Source organism: Acetobacter conturbans, from assembly GCF_011516755.1.
GTDB classification, from domain to species: Bacteria; Pseudomonadota; Alphaproteobacteria; order Acetobacterales; family Acetobacteraceae; genus Acetobacter; species Acetobacter conturbans.
In genome coordinates this window covers 1-24,221 of sequence record NZ_WOSY01000027.1, presented here as the reverse complement: position 1 = coordinate 24,221, position 24,221 = coordinate 1, and the positions used below count along the sequence as shown (strand labels likewise).

Annotated in this window: 16 protein-coding genes; 8 read left to right on the top strand and 8 right to left on the bottom strand. The window is 52.5% G+C overall.

What is annotated here, in order from left to right:
* Positions 1-982: 982 nt before the first annotated feature.
* From GOB81_RS15820 to GOB81_RS15805, 4 genes are all read left to right on the top strand, one after another.
* Positions 983-2,773 (top strand): fatty acyl-AMP ligase, encoded by a 1,791-nt coding sequence (locus tag GOB81_RS15820; protein ID WP_408736940.1) that lies wholly within the window; start codon positions 983-985, stop codon positions 2,771-2,773.
* A gap of 164 nt (positions 2,774-2,937) precedes the next feature.
* The gene (locus tag GOB81_RS15815) at positions 2,938-3,189 is read left to right on the top strand and encodes an acyl carrier protein (protein ID WP_173571277.1); all 252 of its coding nucleotides are present in this window, start codon (positions 2,938-2,940) and stop codon (positions 3,187-3,189) included.
* Positions 3,190-3,195: 6 nt separating this feature from the next.
* A complete protein-coding gene (spt, locus tag GOB81_RS15810) occupies positions 3,196-4,392 on the top strand; it encodes a serine palmitoyltransferase (RefSeq protein ID WP_173571276.1) in 1,197 nt (398 codons plus the stop codon).
* Positions 4,393-4,584: 192 nt separating this feature from the next.
* Positions 4,585-5,847, top strand: a complete 1,263-nt coding sequence (locus tag GOB81_RS15805) for an NAD(P)/FAD-dependent oxidoreductase (RefSeq protein ID WP_173571275.1) — start codon at positions 4,585-4,587, stop codon at positions 5,845-5,847.
* A 367-nt stretch (positions 5,848-6,214) separates the two neighbouring features.
* Here GOB81_RS15805 and GOB81_RS15800 read toward each other — a convergent pair whose 3' ends face one another.
* On the bottom strand, positions 6,215-7,495 hold the full coding sequence (locus GOB81_RS15800) for a haloacid dehalogenase-like hydrolase (RefSeq protein WP_173571274.1): 1,281 nt from the start codon (positions 7,493-7,495) through the stop codon (positions 6,215-6,217).
* Positions 7,496-7,512: 17 nt separating this feature from the next.
* Positions 7,513-9,537 carry a phosphocholine-specific phospholipase C gene (locus GOB81_RS15795; RefSeq protein WP_173571273.1) on the bottom strand — a complete coding sequence of 675 codons (2,025 nt, stop codon included), beginning with the start codon at positions 9,535-9,537 and terminating at the stop codon, positions 7,513-7,515.
* Positions 9,538-9,945: 408 nt separating this feature from the next.
* On the opposite strand from GOB81_RS15795, the gene GOB81_RS15790 reads away from it, so the two are divergent.
* The 4 genes from GOB81_RS15790 (at position 9,946) to GOB81_RS15775 (ending at position 14,092) form a co-directional block, all read left to right on the top strand.
* Positions 9,946-10,944, top strand: coding sequence for a TauD/TfdA family dioxygenase (locus GOB81_RS15790; RefSeq protein WP_198912137.1), 999 nt, complete (start codon positions 9,946-9,948; stop codon positions 10,942-10,944).
* A 16-nt stretch (positions 10,945-10,960) separates the two neighbouring features.
* Entirely contained in the window at positions 10,961-11,521 is a 561-nt protein-coding gene (locus GOB81_RS15785; RefSeq protein WP_173571271.1) for an HD domain-containing protein, read from the top strand.
* Between the two features lie 3 nt (positions 11,522-11,524).
* Entirely contained in the window at positions 11,525-12,790 is a 1,266-nt protein-coding gene (locus GOB81_RS15780) for a TauD/TfdA family dioxygenase (protein WP_173571270.1), read from the top strand.
* A 252-nt stretch (positions 12,791-13,042) separates the two neighbouring features.
* On the top strand, positions 13,043-14,092 hold the full coding sequence (locus GOB81_RS15775) for a GlxA family transcriptional regulator (RefSeq protein ID WP_173571269.1): 1,050 nt from the start codon (positions 13,043-13,045) through the stop codon (positions 14,090-14,092).
* Here the strand turns inward: GOB81_RS15775 and GOB81_RS15770 are convergent.
* The 6 genes from GOB81_RS15770 to GOB81_RS15745 form a co-directional block, all read right to left on the bottom strand.
* The gene (locus GOB81_RS15770; RefSeq protein WP_173571268.1) at positions 14,073-16,091 is read right to left on the bottom strand and encodes a CocE/NonD family hydrolase; all 2,019 of its coding nucleotides are present in this window, start codon (positions 16,089-16,091) and stop codon (positions 14,073-14,075) included. The two genes, GOB81_RS15775 and GOB81_RS15770, sit on opposite strands and share 20 nt — an antisense overlap.
* Positions 16,092-16,109: 18 nt before the next feature.
* Positions 16,110-17,453, bottom strand: a complete 1,344-nt coding sequence (locus GOB81_RS15765; protein WP_173571267.1) for a peptide MFS transporter — start codon at positions 17,451-17,453, stop codon at positions 16,110-16,112.
* The gene (locus GOB81_RS15760) at positions 17,450-18,703 is read right to left on the bottom strand and encodes an aromatic ring-hydroxylating dioxygenase subunit alpha (RefSeq protein WP_173571266.1); all 1,254 of its coding nucleotides are present in this window, start codon (positions 18,701-18,703) and stop codon (positions 17,450-17,452) included. The genes GOB81_RS15765 and GOB81_RS15760 overlap by 4 nt, the downstream gene beginning before the upstream one ends.
* Before the next feature lie 216 nt (positions 18,704-18,919).
* Complete coding sequence (locus GOB81_RS15755) at positions 18,920-21,067, bottom strand: CocE/NonD family hydrolase (protein ID WP_173571265.1); 2,148 nt, start codon at positions 21,065-21,067, stop codon at positions 18,920-18,922.
* A 20-nt stretch (positions 21,068-21,087) separates the two neighbouring features.
* Positions 21,088-23,520, bottom strand: coding sequence for a TonB-dependent receptor (locus tag GOB81_RS15750; protein WP_173571264.1), 2,433 nt, complete (start codon positions 23,518-23,520; stop codon positions 21,088-21,090).
* A 418-nt stretch (positions 23,521-23,938) separates the two neighbouring features.
* On the bottom strand, positions 23,939-24,221 hold a 283-nt coding region (locus GOB81_RS15745; protein ID WP_173568733.1), incomplete at its 5' end, for a class II aldolase/adducin family protein.

The following is a 24,221-nucleotide window of genomic DNA, read 5'->3' as shown; positions in this document are numbered from 1 at the left end:
AAACCCAAAAACTAAACCATCCCAAAACCAACAGAAAATCCCGGAAAACCAACAAAAAATCACGCAAAAACAATGACAAAAATATACACAGAAATCCTAGAAAACCGATTCTGCCTACACACCGAGGGACGGCTGCCCCTCATGAAAAGGGAAAAGGACCGGCAGGCAGGCAGGCAGGCAGGCAGGCAGGCAGGCAGGATAAGGTCCGCTGGAAAAGCATTCTCATCCAAGAGAGAATTCCCTCTGGAGCGAGGAAACCTTTCACTCCACCACCGAAGCGCCCGCACTTACCCATAAGAGACAGGCTATTTCCGGGGCGAACAAAGCCTTCGACATTTAAAGGCCGCCACCACGCCACCAGCGAAGCCACAGGCGACCTCGCCCCGTCCAACCTACATTTCATGTCGGCCCACCGTGGTCCGGCAGATCCAAACACTTGTATGGGGACAGCTTCTCCCCTACCCAAAGCGCAACGCAGCAGCCACGGCGCGCCTTTCCTCAGACGCCTCCGTTGAATCGTAACAACAATTATTTCCCTGCGTTTCATTTCCATGCTGCTGCAGCAGTAATGTTCGAAAAACGATTGATAAATCGAGAAAACAACTAAAACCGGAATACGGCAGGATCAGCCCCACAACGCCTTATCAGGCGTTCATCCAGCACTCATTCGCCCGTTCCACCCGCACACCGTAATCTCACGGCAAACCTGCCAGCAATCAAAAACCAGCACCCTATTTCTTCATAAATATATCATTTTAAAACAATGAATTAGATAAAATCCTCCACTCAAACCCGGACAGTGCAACCAGCAGGGGAACGAACGGGATGCGGCACACTCCAAGCGGGGGCGCCAAAGCTGGTGCTTTCATAAAACCGCAAAAACATTATATAGGCCTCAATGCTCGACTTGAGCGGCACAACATTCTTCATGCCGCGTCGAACCCGCGAAGCGGTTGTCAATTACCTGAGAATGGCCAGCTGAATGACCGTCATATCCCGTATTGAAAGCATGCCCTCAATCACTGGCTTTCAGGACACAACACCCACTCCCGTTCAGACAGAATCCAACCAGAAGCGTCGCTATGCTGATTTCGCGACCTTTCCGGATGCTTTGGATTATGCTGCTCAGGGCAACGCGGGGTATAATATCTATTCTGGGCGCGGCGTGCTGCTTGAAGCACTCCCTTATCGCGTTCTGCGCGAGCAGGCCCGCGAGATGGCCCGACGCCTTCTCGCTCTGGGCCTTCAGCCCGGCGACCGGGTCGGCCTGATCGCGGAAAGCGACGGCGACTTCGCCCGCATCTTCTTTGGTTGTCAGTATGCCGGTCTCGTGGCCACACCGATGCCACTGCCCGTCGCGTTTGGCGGCCGTGAGACCTATGTCACCACGATTCGCGGCATGATCGAAACGGCGGACGTCTCCGCGATCGTCATCCCGGATATCATTGCCGGCTGGACGGACGACATCATTGCCGGGTTTGATCTGAAGTTTGGCGGCTCTCCGGCACAGATGCTGGATCTCCCCGCACCTGAGCGGCCCCTTCCGGTCATCAGGCCCGAGGCACTGTCCTACCTTCAGTTCTCGTCGGGCAGCACCCGGTTCCCGAAAGGCGTCTGTGTCACACAGCGTTCCGGCATGGCGAACGCCCACTCCATCTCTCACGATGGTCTGCAGGTCCGCGAAACCGGTGATCGCTGCGTCTCCTGGCTCCCGCTTTACCATGACATGGGGCTCGTCGGTTTCTTCCTGACGCCGATGACCTGCCAGCTGACCGTCGACCTACTGCCAACACGCGAGTTCGCCCGTCGTCCGCACGTCTGGCTTGACCTGATCTCCCGTAACCATGGCACCCTCTCCTACAGCCCCTCCTTCGGGTACGATCTGTGCTCGCGTCGTTCCGGCGCTGCGGACATTGATCTGTCGGGCTGGCGGGTCGCAGGCATCGGGGGCGACATGATTCGTCCCCATATTCTGGAAAGCTTTGCCGAACGCTTCGCTTCGCAGGGCTTCGACGCCAGCGCGTTTGTAGCGAGCTACGGTATGGCTGAAGCCACACTGGCCATTAGCTTCGCCCCTCTCGACCAAGGCATGCTGACCGACACCATCGACCTGCGTCGGCTGGAAACGGAAGGCGTCGCCTACCCCTGCAACGATCCGTCGCATCTGCTGCGCACCTTCGTGCTGTGCGGCGCCGTTCTTCCTGGCCACGAAATCGAGGTACGGGGCGCGAACGGCTCCGTGCAGGCTGAACGGCATGTCGGCACCATTTATGTGCGCGGCCCGAGCCTGATGAGTGGCTATTTCAGGCTGCCGAAAGAGAGCGCCGAGGCACTCAGCACCGATGGATGGCTGGATACGGGCGATCTGGGCTACATGCTGCACGGCCAGATCGTGGTGACGGGGCGCGCCAAGGACCTCATCATCATCAACGGTCGCAATATCTGGCCGCAGGATCTTGAGTGGAGCGCCGAGAACGAAATCGAGGGGCTCCGCAACCATGACGTGGCTGTGTTTTCGGTAGAGGAAAACCAGCAGGAAAAGGTCGTGGCGCTTGTTCACTGCCGTGCGACGACGCCTGAAGCGCGCGCCGGTCTCAGCGAGCAGGTCACCAACGTATTCCGCCGTCATGGCGTGGACGCGACCATCGTTCTCCTGCCGCCGCACTCGCTGCCGCAGACGTCGTCCGGCAAGCTGACCCGTGCGAAAGCCAAGGCCATGTTACTGGCTGGCGCCTTCAACCGGCTGGACGAAAATACCCCGTCCGCCGCCTGATTTTTGGCGTTCCCCCCTGTGGTGACGACCATCTTCCAGCGGGCGATAGGGGGCGAAAGTGACATTATCACTGGTGACTGGCGGTCTTTTCCGCCATAACCCCGCAGTTCAGCGGTGTCATGTCGATGGCAGGGCATCCGCAATGACTGCTTTAAGGTGCCCGAATGAGTGAAACGGTTCAGGATGTCTCGGCTCTGATCATCAACAAGCTCCTTGCTAACCCCAAGGTGCCCCGCGACATCACCGGATCCAGCAAGATCGTTGAGGATCTGGCATTCGACTCTCTGGCCGTCATGAACTTCGTCATGGAGATCGAAGACGAGCTGGATGTCTCCGTCCCCCTCGACCGTCTGGCCGAAATCCGCACGATCGATGATCTTGCCGAATGTATCGTGTCCCTGAAGAAGGGCAGCTGATCCGGCATGAGCATTTTCGACAAGTTTCGGGGTGTCGAACGGCGCCTTGCCGAACTGCAGGCTGCGGGAGGGCGGAATCCGTTCGCCGTCGTCATCGAACGCCCGCTGTCCTCGACCGTCGGCATCATCGAAGGACGTGAAACGCTCCTGTTCGGCACCAATAACTATCTTGGGCTGAGCCAGTCTCCCCGCGCTGTCGAAGCTGCCATTGAAGCCGTCAGGGCACGGGGCGTCGGCACAACCGGTTCGCGCATCGCCAACGGCACGCAGAGTCTTCACGAACAGCTCGAACAGCACATCGCAAGCTTCTTCCATCAGAAGCACTGCATGGTCTTTTCAACCGGCTATCAGGCCAATCTCGGCATGATCTCCACCCTGGCCGGCAAGGGTGACTATCTGCTTCTGGATGCCGACAGCCATGCCAGCATCTATGACGCCAGCCGCCTTGGCCATGCACAGGTCATCCGTTTCCGCCACAATGATCCGGACGATCTGCAGAAGCGCCTGAACCGTATCAAAGACGAACCCGGTGCGAAGCTCGTCGTCGTGGAGGGCATTTACTCCATGACCGGCAACGTCGTGCCCATGGCCGAAATGGCGGCTGTGAAGCGCGAGACGGGCGCGACCCTGCTGGTGGACGAAGCCCACTCTTTCGGTGTGCTTGGCCCGAACGGACGCGGCGTGGCGGAAGCGGCGGGCGTCGAGTCCGATGTGGATTTCGTTGTCGGGACGTTCTCGAAAAGTCTGGGCACGGTGGGTGGTTACTGCGTCTCCAACCACCCCGAGCTGGAACTGGTCCGCCTCCACTGCCGTCCTTACATGTTCACCGCCTCCCTGCCGCCGGAAGTCATCGCGGCGACAATGGCGGCACTGGACGACATGCAGGCGCAGCCGCAACTCCGCAGCCAGCTCATGGACAATGCGGCACGCTTTCACGCGGGGCTTAATGGCCTCGGCCTGACGACCGGGCAAACGGTCAGTCCGGTCGTCGGCGTGGTGCTGGAAACGATTCCCGAAGCCATCATGCTGTGGAACACGCTTCTGAGCCTTGGCCTCTACGTCAATCTGAGCCTGCCGCCCGCTACACCAGACCATCACCCGCTGCTGCGCTGCTCCGTCATGGCGACGCATACCAGCGAGCAGATCGACCGGGCTGTAGAGATTTTCCGCGAAGCACTGAGCCGCCTTCCCGCCGCGGCTTGAGGGAGAAAGGGAAGCCAGACCGCTTCTCCTTCCCAGGAATCACAGACAACGCATTGCATGCGCGTAAGCGGAGACATCCCATACCCCGGCTGGGAAACCGCTTTACTTTCCTGTAAAAAAATCCGGAAAAACAATCATCGGACAGTCGGGCCATAGGGCGCGGCTTTCCTTTCCGGACGGGAGTGTCTTTGCATGGGGCGGTCAGCACTGGTTCTCGGTGGGGGCATGGTCGGCGTCAGCACGGCCTGGCATTTGCAACAGCGTGGATATGACGTCGTTCTGGTCGACCGCAGGGAGCCGGGGCAAGAAACCTCCTATGGCAATGCTGGCCTGATCCAGCGCGAGGCGGTCGAGCCTTACGCCTTCCCCCACGACCTGCTCAAGCTGGCGCAGGTGGCGTTACGGCGCGGTAATGACGTCAATTACCGCTTTTCCGATCTGCTCGCGGTCGCACCCCGGCTGGTGGAATACTGGTGGAACTCCGGGCCGAAACGCTACGGCACCATCAGCCACGGCTTTGAAGCCCTGATCCGTCACTCCCTGTCCGAACATGACCGGATGATCTCCGCCTCAGGTGCGGGCGATCTGGTGAGCCATGAGGGCTGGACACAGCTTTTCCGTACGGAAAAAGGCTTTGATGAAGGGACCGCCCGGGCGCGCCATTTCGCCCGTGAGTTCGGAGTCGAGAACCGGATTCTCGACAGCGCAACGCTTTCCCGTGCGGAACCCGCTCTGATTCGCCCCATGACGGGGGCCATATACTGGCCTTCACCGTACAGCGTGAAAGATCCCGGCGCCCTTGTGCAGCGTTATGCCGATCTGTTCATTGCTGGCGGTGGCCGGGTCGTGCACGGCGATGCCAAGACGCTCGCCAATCTTGCTCATGGATGGACAGTAGAGACCTCTGACGGTCCTGTTTCAGCCGAGCAGGCGGTTATTGCCCTCGGTCCCTGGGCCTCTGATCTGACCGGTGCGATGGGTTACCGTTTTCCGCTGTTCGTCAAACGCGGCTATCATCGTCACTTCAAATGGGACGGTCACCTCAACGCACCCATGATCGATACGGATGCAGGCGTTGCTCTTCTGCCGATGGAGCGGGGGCTTCGTGTGACAACCGGTGCCGAGTTCGCGCAACGAGACGCACCCCCCTCATGGAAACAGATGATCGGCAGCGAGCATCTGGCGCGCGAGATGCTGGACATTGGCGAGGCCGTCGAGGCCACGCCGTGGATAGGAAGTCGCCCGTGCGTGGCGGACATGCTGCCGATCATTGGTGAGGCGCCAGCCCATACAGGCCTGTGGTTCCATTTTGGTCACGCACATCAGGGTTTCACGCTCGGCCCGGCAACCGGACGGCTTTGCGCTGAGATGATGGCTGGCGAGGCACCCTATATTGACCCAATGCCCTACCGGCCGACCCGGTTCCGGTTCGACCGACGTGCCTTTCCGGTGTGAGGAAACTCTGTGAACGAACCTTCTATCGGAATAGGTTCGTTCGATTTCAGACAAGATTCAAACAAGCCAAAGAAGAGAAAGAGCGTTCCTTACGAAAGTCTGCGCTCGCATTATTGCAAAAATCAGAAAATCACGAACTGTTCCTTTGAAGGAACCCGCTTCGTGATTTTCTGACGTTAAGCTATCGAGCGCTTATGGCTACTTGTTTCGTCCTCTCCCGACAAAGATGCTCAGGCAAAAACGACTGACCAGTACAAGATCGTCCGCTTACACGTGTATACGATCTTTCATACATCCAGAATTTTTCATAATGCGACCATTTTCAACATCAGCTTACCAAAACAGGATTACAGATACTGAAAAAGTTCTACTGACTTGCAGCAAGTAACTCAGGAACCTCTGTTCCCAAACGCACTCCACGCTCCGAGGGATACCACTCCCCGATATTCGCATCACGTCCCTGCAACAGAAAACGTGGCTGACTATCAGTCATTTCCGCAGCAGCCTGCTTCGAAAGTTCACCAATTTTTCCACCCAGGCAACGATTGACGATCAGGGCATGGCGGGTATCCGAAAAGGCGGTCATCATCGCATAGTCTCCTGAGCTATCGCCACAGACAAGTATTGGACCATATCCCCGCTTATCCGTAACAACCTTGTGCAGAGCGGCGACTTTCCCTTTACCAACAGTCACCGGCCAATCAGGAATTCCGTCACTACCAAGCCGACCGTCCGACCACACCGACCGCATACCAATAATATTTTGCCGCTTAAGACCATAGCCAAACCCTGCATCTGTCGCGAAAACAGCCACTATATCCTCAAGAGATGCGGAACAGATGAAGACATCGATCCCATTCTTTTCCAACGCGGCCTGAAGACAGGCAATCTCCGGCGTCAGGCGAAGGCCCGTCACCACATGACTGGACACTCTCCCTGCGCGCCCCGGACGTGCGTCAGGCGTCACCCACTGCTCTTCATGAATGCCCTGAGCCAAATTCCACAGGTTGGATTTTTTTGCAATGACTTCCAGCTTCTCTCTGGACCATCCACTGAACAGTCTTACGATCCAGCGGCAGGAAACATCATCTTCATAACTAAGGCAGAGTGCATCGTAGAAAAACTGTAACTTGCTTCTAAAGGAAAGGAATATCGGATCGTCCATCTTCGGTGTTCGCTGGGAACGAGCCAGTTCCGTGTAATCAGCCACCAGATCCTCCACCAGAGCCGGGAACGAGACCAGATGGTTGTCCACTGTTCTGCACACATCATTGAGGGGCTTATCCGGAATATCCCTGACCACTAACCGTGCGAAGTCCGATGGAGACAACGCAAAGACAAAATGTGTTACCACATATCTGAGGAGCGTTTCTTCGCAGTCTCCAGCGATACAGGTATTATCCCAATCAAAAACCGCATACGGACGATATGCAGGGTTATATGTTGGGCTGTCAGTTCCATAGTCGGAAATAAGTTTCTTTAATAAAGAACGATTACGAGGAGCCCACTTCAGGGGAGTCAGAAAGTCAGGAACAGACGAACTTTCTCTGATTGCTCCTTTCGCCTGATACGCTGCTGTTATACCGGCACCCAGCACCGCACCGACTGCGCTCCCTGAGATCATGATGCGACGAGAAAGTAAATTCATTCAATCCGATCCTGACACTATTGCTGGCCAATCAAGCGATCTGTTCGACTCGGACGACCGGTTTCCACATGCCCAGAAAAATTTAGAATAGTACGATTCTTATATATGACTGAAATATCGTACCAATGATCAAATTCAGAAATTGAAAAATAGAATAACTTTCTATCGCCATTACTTACTCTCAAGGTATCAGTTTTCTTGTTATATGCATTAGCGATCTCCAAAGAAATTGGTTGTTCTCTAGTAAACTGCCTGTCCTCAAAAGCAGACAGAAACAAAGAACCACCCTTCAAACTATCATCGATGAGCAGTCTCGCCAGTAACGGGGCGGACACATCAAATTTCCTGTAAAAACCATTCGGTCCCTGTACCGAAACAAAATCTCGGGAAGCTGCTTTCACAAGCATTTCACTTCTGGCTGCAACACTGAAATGCCTCACACCAGAATCTTCAACAATACGGAAAACAGCACCTGTTTTCCCCGCATTTTTTAGACGCAACACGTGCAGTCCAATCAGGTCCGCGTGCAGATCGTAAGGAATTGCTCGCGCTAAACGTTGCCCTTTTTCCTGCAGTGGCATGATTTGATTTACAGGAACTTTAGGTGGTGGAAATGTGCACGACTGACGTGTCTGAGCAAGGTATTCATCGGTATTCGGCAGCAGAAAATTCCAGGAATTACTAGGCGAAGCAAAATCAAAAACAGACGTCAGGTCTCCGCAGATTTCCCGACGCCATTGCGTAATCAAAGGTGCCTCCACCCCAAATCTTGCTTCAAGAAATCGCAAAATAGAGGTGTGGTCAAAAACCTGAGAATTTACCCACCCTCCTTTTGTCCAGGGGGACATAACGATCGTTGGAACACGGGGCCCAAGCCCCACTGCTTCACCTCGATAAGACTCCCCATGAGTGCTCACATTTCCCCCTCCCTGCCAATTTTTCAGAGCCGGAACAGGAGGAGGCAAATGATCAAAGAATCCGTCATTTTCGTCATATGTCAGAATAAAGACTGTCTTCGCCCAGACTTCCGGATGGCGTACAAAAACATCCATCAGCTCTGAAATCAGATATTCGCCATATCCCGGTGGCGCATTCGGATGTTCACTCAAAGTGGTCGGTGGGACAATCCAGGAAACCTGAGGTAACGATCCATTCGCCACATCCCGCTCAAAGGCCTGAACAAGATATTTTCCTTCAGAAACATCCTTATTATTATAATCTGATCCCGAAACAATCTGGCGACCTCTAAGATATTGCCATGAATTGACAGAGATATTTCGAAATTCTGAAAAATAGGCGAGAGAGTTATCACCAAAATTATCGTATTCCTGATAAACTTTCCAGGACACACCCGCTTTTTGAAGACATTCCGGATAGGTTTCCCATTGGAAAGCTTGAAAATCCTGATGATCCAGCTTCATATCAGCTGTCCAGTTACCATCATCCGCGTTTTCAACAGCCTGATGATTTTCATTGCCAACAGCGAGACCGGATGTGCCTGTAAAGAAATATAACCTGTTAGGATTAGTGGGTCCGAATATAGAAGCGTGATAATTATCACAAATAGTAAAAGCATCTGCCAGAGCATAATAATAAGGTATTTCTGCCCGGGAAAAATATCCCATCGTCATCGCTGTCTTACGTGGAATCCAGGCATCCCAGTTATTCCAGGCGCTCTGTGTCCCTTTCCAGCTATGGTCCAGACTGGCAAGACACGCGCTTGAAGTATGGATCGTTTCAAATCGAAATGGCAGTACATACTCCCCTTTTCCGTCAGGCTGAGAAAATAGAGTATGCCCGTTTCGTTGCATTTCAACTCTGGGATCGCCAAACCCGCGCACACCATTCAGACAACCAAAGTAATGATCAAAAGAACGGTTTTCCTGCATTAAAATCACGACATGCTCAACATCCTGAATAGTGCCTGTCTTGAAATTCGCTGGGATCGCGAGAGCTTGCCTTACATTGGCAGGCAGTAGTCCTCCCGCGGCTACCGCACCAGTCCATTTAAGAAAATCGCGACGACGAGAAAATGACGACATGAGCGACGTATCCTCGCTGTTCCAGCCTTATGCACCCACGTTTAAATACAAGAGCATGGCCATGCCTGCCCGTGCGTTTGCGACAAATGTTTTGAATGTGTAATTTTATTTTCTCTCTTAGGCAAATCCAGTCCTTCTTTCCAGACATAAAATTGCGACGAAAAACATCTAATAAAAGTCGGATTCAATCATAAAAATAGCTATTCTTCCCGTACACTCTAATGCGAAACAACCAGTGAGTGGCCACCCATGAGTGTTGCGCATATTGCTGAGCCGTCACCCCTGCCGTTTGACAGAAACTCTGGTCTGAGTGTCGAAAACGGTTCACTTTCAGTCACGAAACCGTGTGGGGAACGGATTATCCTGCATCCACTCTGGTTACGCGAGCGCCTCCCGGATGCTCGCGTCATGGACACACTGACAGGACAGCGCCTTATAGAAGCCGCTGATTTACCTCTGAATCTTGCCATTACTTCAATCTCACACGATCACATAGTGCGCTTTTCCGATGGTTTCGAAACACATCTTTCTGCAAATTGGATTGATAACCTCCTGTCTCCAGCCCCGATCACGGAACGCGTCCTCTGGGATGGAGCACAAACTTTGCCGACAGCCTACAATTTCACGGAAATAGCAACACATCACACACACAATGCACTTCACAATCCACCCTTACGCGCCTTTCTCGACCAGATGCACACACACGGTTTTGCAATCGTCAGGGGGGTTCCCACGGACAAGGATGGCGCCCTGGAATTCGCTACCATGATCGGACCCATTCGCCGGACCAACTGGGGTGGACTCGCCGATGTAAAAGCAATTGCAAATGCCTACGATCTCACAATGACGCCACGGCATCTCGAACCTCATAGCGACAATCCCTATCGAGAACCTGTGCCAGGTTACATCTTGCTGCATTGTTTAATAAACGATGCGGAAGGTGGCGATTCGACTTTGGTTGATGGTTACAGGGCTGCCCAGCATCTTCGAGAAAAAGATGCAGAGGCTTTCGAGACTCTTACAACAACTGTTGTCCAGTTTCGTTACCGGGATGCAACGGCTCTTCTGGAGAACAAAGCGCCTCTGATCTCCCTTGATGAAAAAGAAAATATTATACAGGTACGATATTCGAACCGGACGGAACTGATAGACCGCCTCCCCCCTGAACACCTGAACCGCTACTACCGTGCCCGTCAGATGTTATGGCATCTGATCCGCCCCCAGTCTTCCTTAACCCTTCGCTTCAAGCTCAGCCCAGGAGACCTTCTGATGATGGATAATTATCGCCTATATCATGGACGGTCAGGCTACACTTTGAGCACAGGAAGCCGCCATATGCGCCAGTGCTACATGGACCGCGATACAGTAGCGAGCAAACGAGATATTCTTCACCGTATCCATTCATAAACTGAAAGATAATTATATGTTCATAAGCTTTGATGAAGCTAAGGCCGAAGACTGGGCACCCATCGGACGGAAGTTCGAGATATTCCAGGGTGAACTTGTCGGTCACATTGTCACATCCCTTAATCTTTTGCGCACACTTGATCTCGGCTATCCCGTTGATCGCTACGAACATTGCCTGCAAACGGCAACACTTGCACTCCGTGCTGGTGCCGACGACGAAACCATCGTTTGTGCGCTTATTCACGATATCGGAGACGTGCTCGCTCCCAACAATCACGGTGCCTTCGCCGCCACCATGATCGCACCCTATATTTCTCCTGAAAACACCTGGATGGTTGAAAATCACGAGGCTTTTCAGGGATATTATTATGCAGAGTATTTTGGTGGCGATCCCAATGCGCGGAATGTTTTCAAAGGACACCCTGCCTACGAACGAACAGCCCGTTTTACCGACCAGTGGGATCAGAAAGCGTTCAATCGGGATTATGACACTATGCCTCTGGAAGCATTCATACCTTTCCTGAACAGAATTTTCACGCGTCCCGCATGGGGATCTCACTCCAAGGCTGGGAACTGACACATGAGCGCCTCCCTTTCCTCATGCGAAGCCCCGGCCTCCACCGACCAGCCCGTTCCCATCGTCGTAGACTGGCGACCCTTTGAGACCACGGACACGATGACTTCTGCCGGATTTTCAGAAAATATCGTCCATGTGGCATGGAGCGACAGTCGCAAAACCACTTTCGATCCATGGTGGCTACGAGATAATTGTCTCTGCACACGTTGCTACCTTCCACTTACGCGAGAGCAGATCTTCGAAATCGTGGATGCGCCTTCCGATCTTGCGCCCGCCTCTGTGGTCATAAGCCGCGAGGCTGCTCCCAGCGTCACGTCAGACACAGTGTCCGGACCAACACTGAACGTCACCTGGAACGATGGACATAAAAGTTCTTATCCAGCCGGCTGGCTGCGCGCGCATGCAACAGATGACGTATCGCGTGCAGAGCGTCAGGCGAAAAATCCTCGCCCATTCATCTGGGGTGCCGAACACGCAAATAAGCTGCGCACATTTGATTACGAACATGTTATGGAAAACAATAACGAGCTTCTTGCATGGCTCATTGCATTACGTGCTTCGGGCCTCACGTTAATGAAGAACGTCCCCACCAAAGCGGATTCCCTTCTGGGACCCGCCAACCGGATTTCTCATATTCGTGAAACAAATTTTGGTCGTGTATTCGATGTAAAGTCCAAGCCCACTCCAGATAGTGCCGCTTATACTTCCGTCAATCTGCCTCCACATACTGATCTGCCAACCCGCGAACTGCAACCGGGTTTTCAGTTTCTGCACTGTCTGGTGAATGATGCGATCGGTGGTGAAAGCATTTTCGTGGATGGGTTCGCTATCGCCCAAGCGTTGCGGAATGAGCATCCTGCTTCTTTTACTCTCCTGACCCAGACGCCGTTATGGTCATGGAATCGGGATGATCGTACTGACTACCGTTGGTCTGGTCCTCTTATAGCACTCGATCAGAACGATGACATTTCCGAAATACGTTATGCAAATTTCCTTCGGGGTCCTGTTGATGCGCCAACCGAAAAAATGCCTACTCTCTATTATGCTCTTCGTTTATTCCAGTCCATGACACGCGATTCACGCTTTCGTATAGAGCGTCGCCTTACTCCCGGCGACATGTGGGTTTTTGACAATCGTCGCGTCATGCATGCCCGCCGGGAATTTGATCCGCAAAGTGGCGCACGACACCTCCAGGGGGTATATGTGGATCGTGATGAGATAAATTCAAAGATCCGTGTTCTCCAACGCCTACTAAAAACTCAGAACTAATGCACTCGATGGATGACAGCTTTATAAATTGCTGTCATCCTCATTGTACATACCTATCACAATCTATTGTTTAATTATAAATACACACAAAAACCTATCTAATTATTACATTTCCCGACCTTAACATGTTGGTCTATATAAATATTATAATCCTCCAAAACCAGATTGCACGCTATCTGATTGTCGGGCCGCGCAGGCTGCTTTATAGATTTAATCTAGTCTTCGCATGATGGTTTCGCTACAGGAGACGTAATGAAACGAGACGATCTCATGTACTGGCAAGATCGCTGGATACAGGCCATGGGGCGCATTGGTTTCCTGCTTCTACCTCAATTTTCAATGCTGGAACTGTTTTGCGCAATTGATGCCCTACGTATTGCCGCCCGTTTTGGCAACAATGAACAAAGCTGGCATCTCTACTCACATGATGGACAGTCGGTAACGGCCTCCAATGGAATTGAAATCCCCGTCAACGGTAAATTTGGCCAAGGGGACATACCCTCGATCCTGTTTGTCATGGCCAGTTATGAACCTCTGATAACGATAACAGGCACTATGCGCGCAGAACTGAGGCGGATGGCACGTTATGGAACATTGCTGGGAGGTGTGGATACCGGTGCTTTTATCCTCGCGGAATGCGGGTTGTTGTTAGGAAGACGGGTCACGATGCATTGGGAAGCTGTTACAGCTTTTTCGGAATCATACCCCCAGATCGTTGTCTCCCCGACCTTGTATGAATTTGACCGCGATCGCCTGACATGCGCAGGGGGATCAGCAGTTATCGATATGATGCTCTTTCTGATTGGTCTCCGCCAGGGGGATGCGCTTATGCGTGCCGTGGCTGAACAAATTATTCATCCCCCCTTGCGAACAGGAGACACGGCTCAGAGAGATTCTCCCGCACGTCGATACGCCTTATGCGACCGTCGTTTGGCCCGCGTGGTGGAGCTTATGGAAAAACATATAGAACAACCGATCCCCGTCAGCGTGGTCGCATCAGAAGTTGGTCTTTCTCAAAGACAACTCGAACGACTATGCCATCGTTATCTTGGACGTTCTGCAAAAAATTTCTACCTGGCCGTAAGGCTGGAAAAAGCCCGACAGATGCTCACTGACAGTGGAAGAAGTGTGTCGGAAACAGCCTTTGCGACAGGCTTTGGCAGTCTGGCACATTTTTCACGGATGTTCCGACAAGTCTTTGGCTGCTCACCATCCAGCCTCCAGCGCACCGGCAATCGAGTCGTGCCGGAAATGCTGGCGCGAATGCCTGGAAAAGCTTCCGTCACATCAGGTCACGCCTGATATTTTCATTCCACTCCCGTTCGGCAAACAGGATTTGATTTTCAAAGACTTTTACGATACCCCGCACATAAAAATTCTTTTCATCCGAAGTCATCTCGGTCTTGGTGGTGATGCTGATCTGCCAGCCCTCACGCCCCATTTCGTAGCTTTGAGTCAGATGATATCGGGCTGAAAGCGGATCTTCGTCGTGAATAGACAGTTCTCTCTTCAAATTATGCGCAATCGTGCAGTCAATATCGTCCAGTCTGTACACACCTTCGCCAAAGACTCCGCCTTCAGCATTCGTGACATACGTTCTTGTGCCCGTCACAAAATCCTGGGTGCTGTAACGTGCCATCTGACCTGCTTCAAGAATGGTCACAGGCGTTGTCGGACCCTGAACCGGCGAAAGGAAGCCAACATTCCTGTCCCGTTCGTCACAGTTCCCGCAACGAACGGGAATGCTCACCGTGCCGTTTCGGAACGAAAGCGTGGCGTGATACGGTGCCGGCCACACCATAGGCCAATATGCCGTAGCGATGGAGACACGCAGGCGGTGGCCCCGGACAAAACGATGGCCGCAATCATTAAGTCTTATACTCAGGTCATACCATGTTCCGGGTGTCAGCGCAGTGGGCGTTTCATGACCGCCACGATGCGTAAGATTGATCGGCTGGTAGCTTATACGCATCACCTCCCCCGTTTCCGCCACATCCGAAATCAGAATGACGGCCTGTGCAATGGGAGAATCGGAAGAACATTCGATTCTCAGTTCTGCTGAACCGAGAATTTCGAAGGAATCAACCACAGGCTCTGTTTCGAAAACAAGAGCACCCCCGTCATCCAGACGCTGATCAACCGGCATCTCTCCCACACACCCGGTACCCATCCATTCTCCACCCGCCCGACCAAAACTCTGGGGAGACCGGATCGTCATGACCACATCATCATGAATGCCCTCCCCTGTCGCCTCCTTCAATCCCCCACAGCTTGTCAGATGAAAAACACGCGATGTAATCATCGGTGATGGCCATGATTCTTCTGCTGCCCAATGACCAGGCATATAAGTGCATGTCCCGTCGGGGGGCACGTAATCGCCGATGTATGCCCGTAACATCGCCTCATTCATGATTCCCGTATCATTTCCCTTGAGCCATTGATCCCACCAGCGCACAGCTTCCTGCAGGAAGCCTATAGCCGGGCCTGGAATACCGTCATGCGGATAGACATGCCCCCACGGCCCGATGATGCCGCGTCGCGGGACATCCAGATGCTCAAGGAGTCGGGGAACAGCATTTGTATAACTGTCTACCCAGCCCCCCACGACCAGAACCGGACAGGCAACAGCAGAGTAGTCTTCGCAAATAGAGCCATGCTTCCAGTAATCGTCATACCGCTGATGTTGAAGCCATAAAGCCGGAAAAAAAGGCAGACTCTCAAGACGTTCCCGCCATTTCTCCCGCCAGTTATCTCCGGACCATTCAGGAAAAGGCGGTCGACTCTGGAAAGCCAGCATGATGCTGCCCCACCAGAGATTATCATTCAGCAGACACCCTCCCATGTAGTGAATGTCATCCGTATAGCGATTGTCGGTTGAATAAGCGGTCAGAATGGCTTTGAGGGCAGGTGGCCGACGGGCGGCAACCTGAAGGCAGTTGAAGCCACCCCAGGACTTTCCCATCATGCCCACCGAACCGGTGCACCAGACCTGTTCCGCGATCCAGGCTATGACCTCAATTGCATCATCCTGCTCCTGCTTGAGGTATTCATCAGCAAGATGACCATCGGACTCCCCGCTTCCTCGCATGTCCACCCGAACACATGCATAACCAGCCTGACAAAAGAACCCGTGCATTGGCTCATCGCGAACCCGTGTCCCATCAGCTTTTCTATAGGGAATATACTCAAGAATTGCCGGGACAGCCTCTTTTTTTACTGTCTCGGGAAACCATATTCGTGCGCTGAGACGGCAACCATCGGAGAGGGGTATAAGAATTTGCTCTTCAACACGGAAAGACATGTCACCACCCATTCGTTGCTATGACAGGAGAAGCGAGTTACGCATCAGAAAAGATGATTTTCTTAACATGGTTATTCCCAATACACCCAGAGCTGTACATGAGGCGATCATCAACCAGTAAGTTACAGGTGAGAATGTCCCCCATAATGTTCCGATCCAGCCACTTGCGAGGTTGCCGAAGAAAAAAGTGACATACCAGAGCGCCATGGTCAGTCCCTCAAAACCCCGGGGTGCCAGACGTGAGAACAGACCAAGAGCAGCCGGGCAGAAAAACAAATCTCCAATTTCCCAGACCATCAGATACAGAGCCATAATCCATGATGCGGGGGCGGTTGCAGGCAACACACCGGCAATGACGACAAGAAAAGACTGAGCTGCAGTGATAATACAGGCACCAATCAGCAATTTCTTCAATGCATCAGGTTCATTTCCATGCCGGGCCTGTTTCGACCAGAGGTGCGTCAATATGGGAGTGCCCACCAGAACGATAAGGGGAGGAATTGCCTGTAGCCAAGCCATCCCTATGTCGTTGGAAGAAACAGATGTCCACCGAACAAGAGCGTTAGCCTGTTGCTCATAACTGACCCACAGAAAAATTGCTGAAACTGCTATGAAAAACAAGATAAAGAATGAATTCTTCGACGATGATTTTGCTTCAACAGTCTTTTCAATTCCAACAGAATTGGCCGCCGGAAGCGCATATGAGCCCAACATGTATGTGACAAGTCCAATAAACATGCCGACGGTTGTGGCATCAAAAGCGATTTCCCATCCCCAGTGCTGAACAAGAACCATGCAGACAAGAGGTGAAACTGCTGCTCCGATATTGATGGCAAGATAATAAATGGAGAACCCCCGTTCCCGGCGACTGTCATCCAGCGCGTACAGATCTCCGACCTGAGCCGCGATATTGCCCTTGAGACCACCTGTTCCAACAACAATCAAAAGAAGAGCCAGCAGAAACCAGGGCTTGACCGTCAGCAGCATATGTCCCGCGGCAATCAGTATTCCACCCAGAATGATAGTGACACGCTTACCAAGAATCCGATCAGCGAGAAGACCACCGAAAATCGGAGTAAGATAGACCAGTCCAGAATAGAACCCGTAAAGGAGAGACGAGCTACGGACGGGGTCACTGGTGGACACGAAAAGCGTCAATATGGAAAAGCCATGCACGTGACCGGACGCATCGGGCAGAACAGAGGCCGTCATGTAGACGACCAGAAGAGCGCGCATTCCGTAGAAGGAAAACCGTTCCCACATCTCCACGAAAGAAAGAAGAAACAGTCCTCGTGGATGACCAAAAAACGTGCTTCTGCCACCAGAGTTTTTTACCACGGTATGCAAATCAATATCTGTCAATATCCATACGCTGTCAGTCTGTCGACGTACCATATCATGAAATGATCAAGCTGCTTTTCTGTAAAACGGGAATAAGGCCCGGACTGATATCCACGATTATTTATGCCTTCCTGGGCAAGTTTGACGAGCGCTGCATCCTGCTCGTTGGTTGCCTTCCATACGGAAATCAGGTTTGCCAGATCGTAATCAACTCCTTCCACAGCATCCTTGTGAACGAGCCATTTAGTACGCACCAGTGTCTTGTCTCTCGCCAGAGGCAATACGGTGGAACAAATTGCATGATCGCGCATGAAATGGTGCCAGCAGTTATGACCCCACAAATGAATATCACCCACTCCAGTCAGGCTCATACGCCCCAAGGGCAAACGACAGGCAGCGCGCGTGTCCATCGTCTGAGATTCGCCAGTACCGGCCATCATCAGTCGCTGTGTGCGAAAATTGGTTGCATGCCCGACCAGATGTTCAACCGCCGCCGAAGGGAGACCTTCTCGCTCCCATAGTGCTGTCTGGTCAGCGTAACGCGCTTCATGCTCGGAGGCACGATGGCGATCATCTGCCAGTAAAAATTCCGGATCAAACCCGAAATCAAGATCTATAAAGGATGAGCACAATTCAGGATGAGTCACGGCGCAATGATAGCATTCCCGGTTATTTTCAATAACCAATTTCCAGTTACCCTCTTCAACAATCTCCATTTCGAAAGCAATTTTGGTCTCTCCCAGTTCATAAGGAAGCAATCGTGGCTCCATTATCTCTATAAGATCGACGACATCTTCTGGGGGCTTCTCGGCAAGGCACACATACAGCAAACCGGAGACAGAGCGTAGCGCAACCGAACGCAGACTGAAGCATTCGCGATTCAGATCTCCCCCCATATGAGGGGCCTCGACGAGCGCTCCATCCAGTTCATATGTCCACTGGTGATACGGACAGACCAGCTTGCCAACAATGCTTTTTCCGGCGGGAACCAGTCGTGCACCCCGATGACGACAGGTATTGTAATAGGCTTGGGGTTTTCCGCTATCATCCCGAACAAGGAGAATGCCTGTATCGCCGATATCAACGGCGTAAACATCCCCTGACTCCGGAATATCACATTCGATACCGACGAAAATCCATTGATTATGAAAGAAAACATTTATATCGACGTTAAACAGGTCTTCGCGATTATAAAACCCTGCGGGCGGCGTATGTCTCTCCTGACGCTGACGAATCAGATCTGAGATCGAAGGCAGGCTGCGTTCCGTCATTGTTTTCTGCGCCTCGCAGTTTCGGCCACATTAAAGTGCGGTGTCAGGAAGAGCACCCTCTCAGCTACCTTAATCTCATGCGATTGAGGCTGCCGCTTCCCCGTTGTCATGTGGGTGATCGTTTACGACAGCAGAACCCATCCATGTGCCTGAAACAAGACTAAATCTTTTCGATTCAGGAATGACGACCTTAATTTATTTCATTGCAACATAGTGTCAGACAAGATCCCGCTTCACACGGCGCTTCCAGTTCCGCGAGCAGACCGACTTTCCATTATGTATCGCAGTGAAGGATTCATCATAAAGGAACTCCTTCTTCGTCGAACGCAGTGTAACTTCAGCCACCAGCTTCACTGTCTCTCCGTCCATGCAGAAAGAACTGCTGTAACCGGTGACCATTTCAGCCGAGTTGGGAGCATCCTCGCGAATGGTCCGGCGTGTCCAGTAAGCTTCTCCGAGCATTTCATTTGTAGCGGGAACCGCCGTAAGGGTTTCACTTCGGCTTCCTGATTCAAGCACATAGAGCCTCCGTCCCGGTTCACCGCTGACGCGCACGTCGTGCAGACGATCGCGATACGGTGCAGCATCAGCCGCTCCCCTCCAGCGCTGACGGAGAACTTCGAAAGGAGGAGACTCGGTCTGATTTTCGGGAGCAAGCGGCAGATCCAGACGGGATACGCCTGTGACAAGCGTGAGAACGACCGGTTCCGGAGAAGGCCACACCACGGGCCACCAGCTTTCACTGATCGCCACGCGAATACGGCTGCCGGGGCTGAGGCGGTGGCATATGAACAAGCCGCGCAAAGTCACGTCATAGCTCTGACCTGAGACAAGCGGGGAGGGCTCGCTGTCACTCACCCGGTGCGTCAGGTTGAGCAGAGCATTCGTCACAGGAGCGGAAGAGCCATCAGGTAGCACTTCATTGATTCGTGCGAAGATTTTTGCCACTGGCCTGTCGCTACGGATCCGAAGATGCAGCACAGGCTGACCGAGAATATCGACTGCTTTCGAGAGGGGCGCACTGTCGAATGTCAGGGAAGGTGCGTCGTCCCCCGACTGTTCCCGCCACCAGCTGGTGGGATCGCCGCTACTGTATGTGGAGGGTGTTGCAAAACCTATAGCCTGATTCGGCTGACATTCCCGTTCGACAGATGGATGGGGTGCCAGATCAAGCGAGCGCTCATTAAGATAGAGCGTCGAGACCTGTTGAGACATTGGTGGCCAAGTGGAGGCAGAGATCCAAGACCCCGGTGTGTCGTCCGGGAAATATTCGGCCGGGGGCCCCTCCTCCCGGAAGACCCACATCGCCGGCTCATCCATGATGCCATTGGCTTCTCCCATCAGCCAGTGACGCCAGAAACGGCTCTCGATCGGCAGCCAGTCCACCCCAGGGCCCGGCACCCCATTCGCCACAAACGCAGGCGCTCCTGTATGGCCCGGCGGATCTGGATATCCCGGCCACTTGTGAGTCCACGGGCCAATGAGGGCCTTCTGTGGACATTGCGGAGCAAGCTCCATGAGACGCGCTGCGGAATTCACATAACAATCAAGCTGGCCAGCAACATGAAACATGGCACAGCGCAGCTTCGAATAATCTTCAATGGAACCGTAACGCCATTTCTCATCAAGACGCTGATGCTCTCCCCACTCCGTTACAATGGGTGAGACTGCATCAAGCCGTTGCTGCCAGAGATGCGCCCAACGGTCTTTGCCGACGACCCGCGGATCTGGTGGCGCTCGCAAAATGGTCTGCCATTCCATGCCCCAGTCGAGTTGGGCCGCGAGCAGGCATCCGCCGCGATAATGGATGTCATCCTGATAACGCTGTTCCGTCCCGCACGTTGATACAATAGCCGCCAGCGCTGGGGGAGCTTTCGCCGCAGCCTGCAATCCATCGAATGAGCCATAGGAAATACCACGCATCCCGACCTTTCCGTTGCACCAGCTCTGTTTTGCCGTCCAGGCAATAAGATCAAGTGCATCGTTCTCTTCGGGCGGCATGTATTCATCACGGATTACGCCTTCCGAGTCACCGCTCCCGCGGATATCCACACGCAAAAGACCGATACCACCCGCCGCCAGCGCAGGTCCGGCAATATCATCGCGGTATCGATAGGCATCCCGCTTGCGATAAGGCAAATATTCGATGACGACGCCAACCGGGTGACGTTGCGCGTGAACCGGCAGGAAGAGCCGAGCCGCAAGGTGTATCCCATCGGGCATCGGAATCCATAGATTTTCGATAACTTCAATCCGTGGATCATCTGTTCGGATTGCGGCTACCGGCGCAACTTCACGCCCCCATGCAGCAGAAATCGGGAGAGCCACAGTAAGCCCTCCCCCTAGAAAAGCACGTCTCTTCATGCGATTTCTGTCCCGTCTTTTCAGAAACCCGCCCGGATGGTGCCGAAATACTGACGCGGTGCACCCACAAGAAAGGACTGGTAGTCACCCGACATGGGATTGCCGTTCTCACCCATGGTGGAAATGTATTTGACGTTCGTCAGGTTATACACGTTGAAATCGAACGTCATATCTTTGACTACGCCATACGTACTGTGGCTCAGATCCCCGAAGCGATAACGGGCGCCCAGTGTCTCCAGCCAGTAATGCGGAACTTTCATGTCACCGGTGTAGCTGAAGTTTCTTGTCCCGATGAACGTAGTATCAAAGTGCACATCGAAATTGCGCCATGTATAGGATAGGCTGTTCTTATACATCAGGCGCGGATAGTTAACCACCTGCTCCCCTTTTGTATGATAAACAGTGCCGGATTCAGTCACATTTTGATCATAGACAGCATGATTATAACTTATGCTGTTGTAAATTGAGAGCCCCTTGACGGGTGTCAGCGTCAGACCGGCATCCACACCACTCATCGTCACGCTGCCCACATTCGCCACCGTCGAGACTGGATTGACGATTGTCCCGGAAGTGATCTGCTGCAAGCGGTTCCGGAAATCCGTGTGATAACCATAAAGAGAGAAATTCGCCCATGAATCCGTGAATCGGTATCCCACAGCATAGTTCCAGTCCGTTTCCGCCTTCAGGCCTCCCTGACTTTTAAGAAGATCGAATGCACTCTGGGAAAGAGAGAAGGGCGAAGCTCCCAATTTGAAAGCGGTGACTGGTATTGATTTTACATTTTCACTTACATCGAAGAACAGCTCGTGATGTTTCAAAAAATGCCAATCGGCACTGATATGAGGCAGAAACGCTTTCGCCGTCGTGATGGAACCGGACGCTACAGCGCCAACCCCTGTGTAAGACGCGAGATTTTCTGTATCCCCCGACCGGGCGGTCTGGAGGAGAGACCTAAAGCCGAAATGGAGCGTGAGATTAGGGAGAGGATTGTATGTATCTTCGGCGAAACCAGTGAAACTGTTCGAATTCATCTGCTGCCGCCACAATGTGGCAAAGGGTGCCGGAAGAGAACCGAGTACGTTAATCGGTGACCCTTCTCCAAGTACCGGTTCGTTGTAAGCGTAACGACCGATATCAGTATGGAAATTTTCATACCAGACGCCCGTACTGATATGATTGTTGGCTATGTTGTAATGAAGAGCACTGGTGAAGCCGCCTCGTTGTGTATGAGGAACTGTGATTTGCTCGATCAGAGGAGCACCGCTTGGGGAAGACATGTAAGGACTTGCCCACGAACCCCGACCATACTGACCGTGGCCATATATGACGCTATCCCAGGATAAGCGATCCGTCAGAACGAAATGAAGATTCATGCCCCCCAGATAATCTCGCTCGACAGTAGCACCATCGTAATAGGATGCATCCCATGGATCACTCATTTTACTATAGCCGGCAGGCAATGAACCTCCCGGTAATCCGTTGAGCGACAAAGCGGAACGATATGCTTTTGCGTAAGCGTTTGGGGTGCCTATGAAATTGTCGATACGGTAACCACCGTTGTGCAGCATATCAAAAGACATGTCCTGGTAATTATACAGGTCCATGTCCGTCCAGTCGAAATATGTCGAAATAGAACTCTTTTTTCCGATCGGCTGCACAAATTTGGCATTTACCTGCTGAGAGAACTGATTTCCTCCTCCTTTCCATTTATCCATATCGTTACGCATATAGGATGCATAGAAACGCGAACCCTGACTGTTCAAATCACCGGAGTCGCCACGGAAGTATGTGTGAAAGCTACTGTTGCTACCAAAAGTCTGAACAATTTTGCCACCCGCCTGATGGCTGGGATCTGACGAATGAAATGCAACGGCGCCACCAAGGTTGCTTGTTGAAGCGGTGTCTTCGGCACCCGCACTCATTGTCGCGTCCATGTGGCCAATATTTTCCGACGAAATGGCGGCGACACTATTGAGGCCATTCGCACTGTGGAATTCCTGATCACCCAGCGGGATGCCATCGAGTGTCATGCCGATCTGATTCTGATAAAATCCATGCATGTAAAACTGGTTTGACCACGTATCCATTCCCTGAGGGTCATCGGACTGGAACATCACTCCTGGAAGCTGGGCCAAAACCTTCAAGGGATTCGTGCCCGGAATAGCCTTGGCAATCATGGCCTGTCCCAGGGTAACCGATGTGCCATGAGTGCGTCGCGCACCCACGACACCAACGCTTTCACTTCCTTTTGCTATTGCGTTGCGCGCCCGTGCAGATTTCGCAGAAGAATGACCCGCTGCAACCTTCGAACCAGAAGTCGGAACCCGAGATCCCGCATGGTCATCAGGGGTGGAGGCAGCCAGCTTACGCAATGTTGCGGCGTAGGCTTCCGACGAAGCGGACGCAAGAAGCGTTATCCCGAGAAATGTTGAAAAGATACGGCGGTTCTTCATAACAAGGACTCCGAATTGAGGACGCGGACCAACGAAGCCACTCAGGAATTTATGACACTCACTATGTTCCATATTCGTAATGAACAAGATTTTTATTCTGTATAATGTTTGCGACATGCCCTTGAATGATTCTTCATCAGCCTGTTTTTCGCGCTCATTGATATGGGAGTGTGATATATTTGCACAAAAATTATGGATATTTCTGAAATATATAAATGATAAAAAGAAGAAACATGTAGTCTCTATCCGAAAATACCGTATGGATTTTCTGGAGAGACGTCCTCTGAAGCGCTTGCTGAAACCACTAGCCAGATAGAGAAAATGTATTTGTATGCACTTCAATCATTCAAAATAATATTGAATAAAACAAACCTGATCCATCACATCAGCAGACCTTCCCGAACGACATCTCGGGGTTTTACCTGATATAATCAGGCTGCTCACGATCGAGCTTGCGGCGCAGGGCCTGCCAGACCAGATGACCCTTGTCGTCATAGGCTTCAAATTGCCGGCGTGCCCGCAGGACATAATCCTCCGACGGAATACACATCGGAGCGCCCGTCGCCTGCACCGACATCTGGATGCGGCAGGCCTGCTCCAGATACCAGATCCGGTAGAATGTCTGCGCCACGGTTTCACCCACCGTCATCAGGCCATGGTTCTGCAGAATCAGGCCGATATTATCGCCCAGATCACGAACC

Bases quoted from the DNA above. Each gene is read 5' to 3' on its own strand.
- GOB81_RS15820 (WP_408736940.1), top strand. From the start codon at position 983: ATGACCGTCATATCCCGTATTGAAAGCATGCCCTCAATCACTGGCTTT.
- GOB81_RS15815 (WP_173571277.1), top strand. From the start codon at position 2,938: ATGAGTGAAACGGTTCAGGATGTCTCGGCTCTGATCATCAACAAGCTC.
- spt (WP_173571276.1), top strand. From the start codon at position 3,196: ATGAGCATTTTCGACAAGTTTCGGGGTGTCGAACGGCGCCTTGCCGAA.
- GOB81_RS15805 (WP_173571275.1), top strand. From the start codon at position 4,585: ATGGGGCGGTCAGCACTGGTTCTCGGTGGGGGCATGGTCGGCGTCAGC.
- GOB81_RS15800 (WP_173571274.1), bottom strand. From the start codon at position 7,495: ATGAATTTACTTTCTCGTCGCATCATGATCTCAGGGAGCGCAGTCGGT.
- GOB81_RS15795 (WP_173571273.1), bottom strand. From the start codon at position 9,537: ATGTCGTCATTTTCTCGTCGTCGCGATTTTCTTAAATGGACTGGTGCG.
- GOB81_RS15790 (WP_198912137.1), top strand. From the start codon at position 9,946: ATGGACACACTGACAGGACAGCGCCTTATAGAAGCCGCTGATTTACCT.
- GOB81_RS15785 (WP_173571271.1), top strand. From the start codon at position 10,961: ATGTTCATAAGCTTTGATGAAGCTAAGGCCGAAGACTGGGCACCCATC.
- GOB81_RS15780 (WP_173571270.1), top strand. From the start codon at position 11,525: ATGAGCGCCTCCCTTTCCTCATGCGAAGCCCCGGCCTCCACCGACCAG.
- GOB81_RS15775 (WP_173571269.1), top strand. From the start codon at position 13,043: ATGAAACGAGACGATCTCATGTACTGGCAAGATCGCTGGATACAGGCC.
- GOB81_RS15770 (WP_173571268.1), bottom strand. From the start codon at position 16,091: ATGTCTTTCCGTGTTGAAGAGCAAATTCTTATACCCCTCTCCGATGGT.
- GOB81_RS15760 (WP_173571266.1), bottom strand. From the start codon at position 18,703: ATGACGGAACGCAGCCTGCCTTCGATCTCAGATCTGATTCGTCAGCGT.
- GOB81_RS15755 (WP_173571265.1), bottom strand. From the start codon at position 21,067: ATGAAGAGACGTGCTTTTCTAGGGGGAGGGCTTACTGTGGCTCTCCCG.
- GOB81_RS15750 (WP_173571264.1), bottom strand. From the start codon at position 23,520: ATGAAGAACCGCCGTATCTTTTCAACATTTCTCGGGATAACGCTTCTT.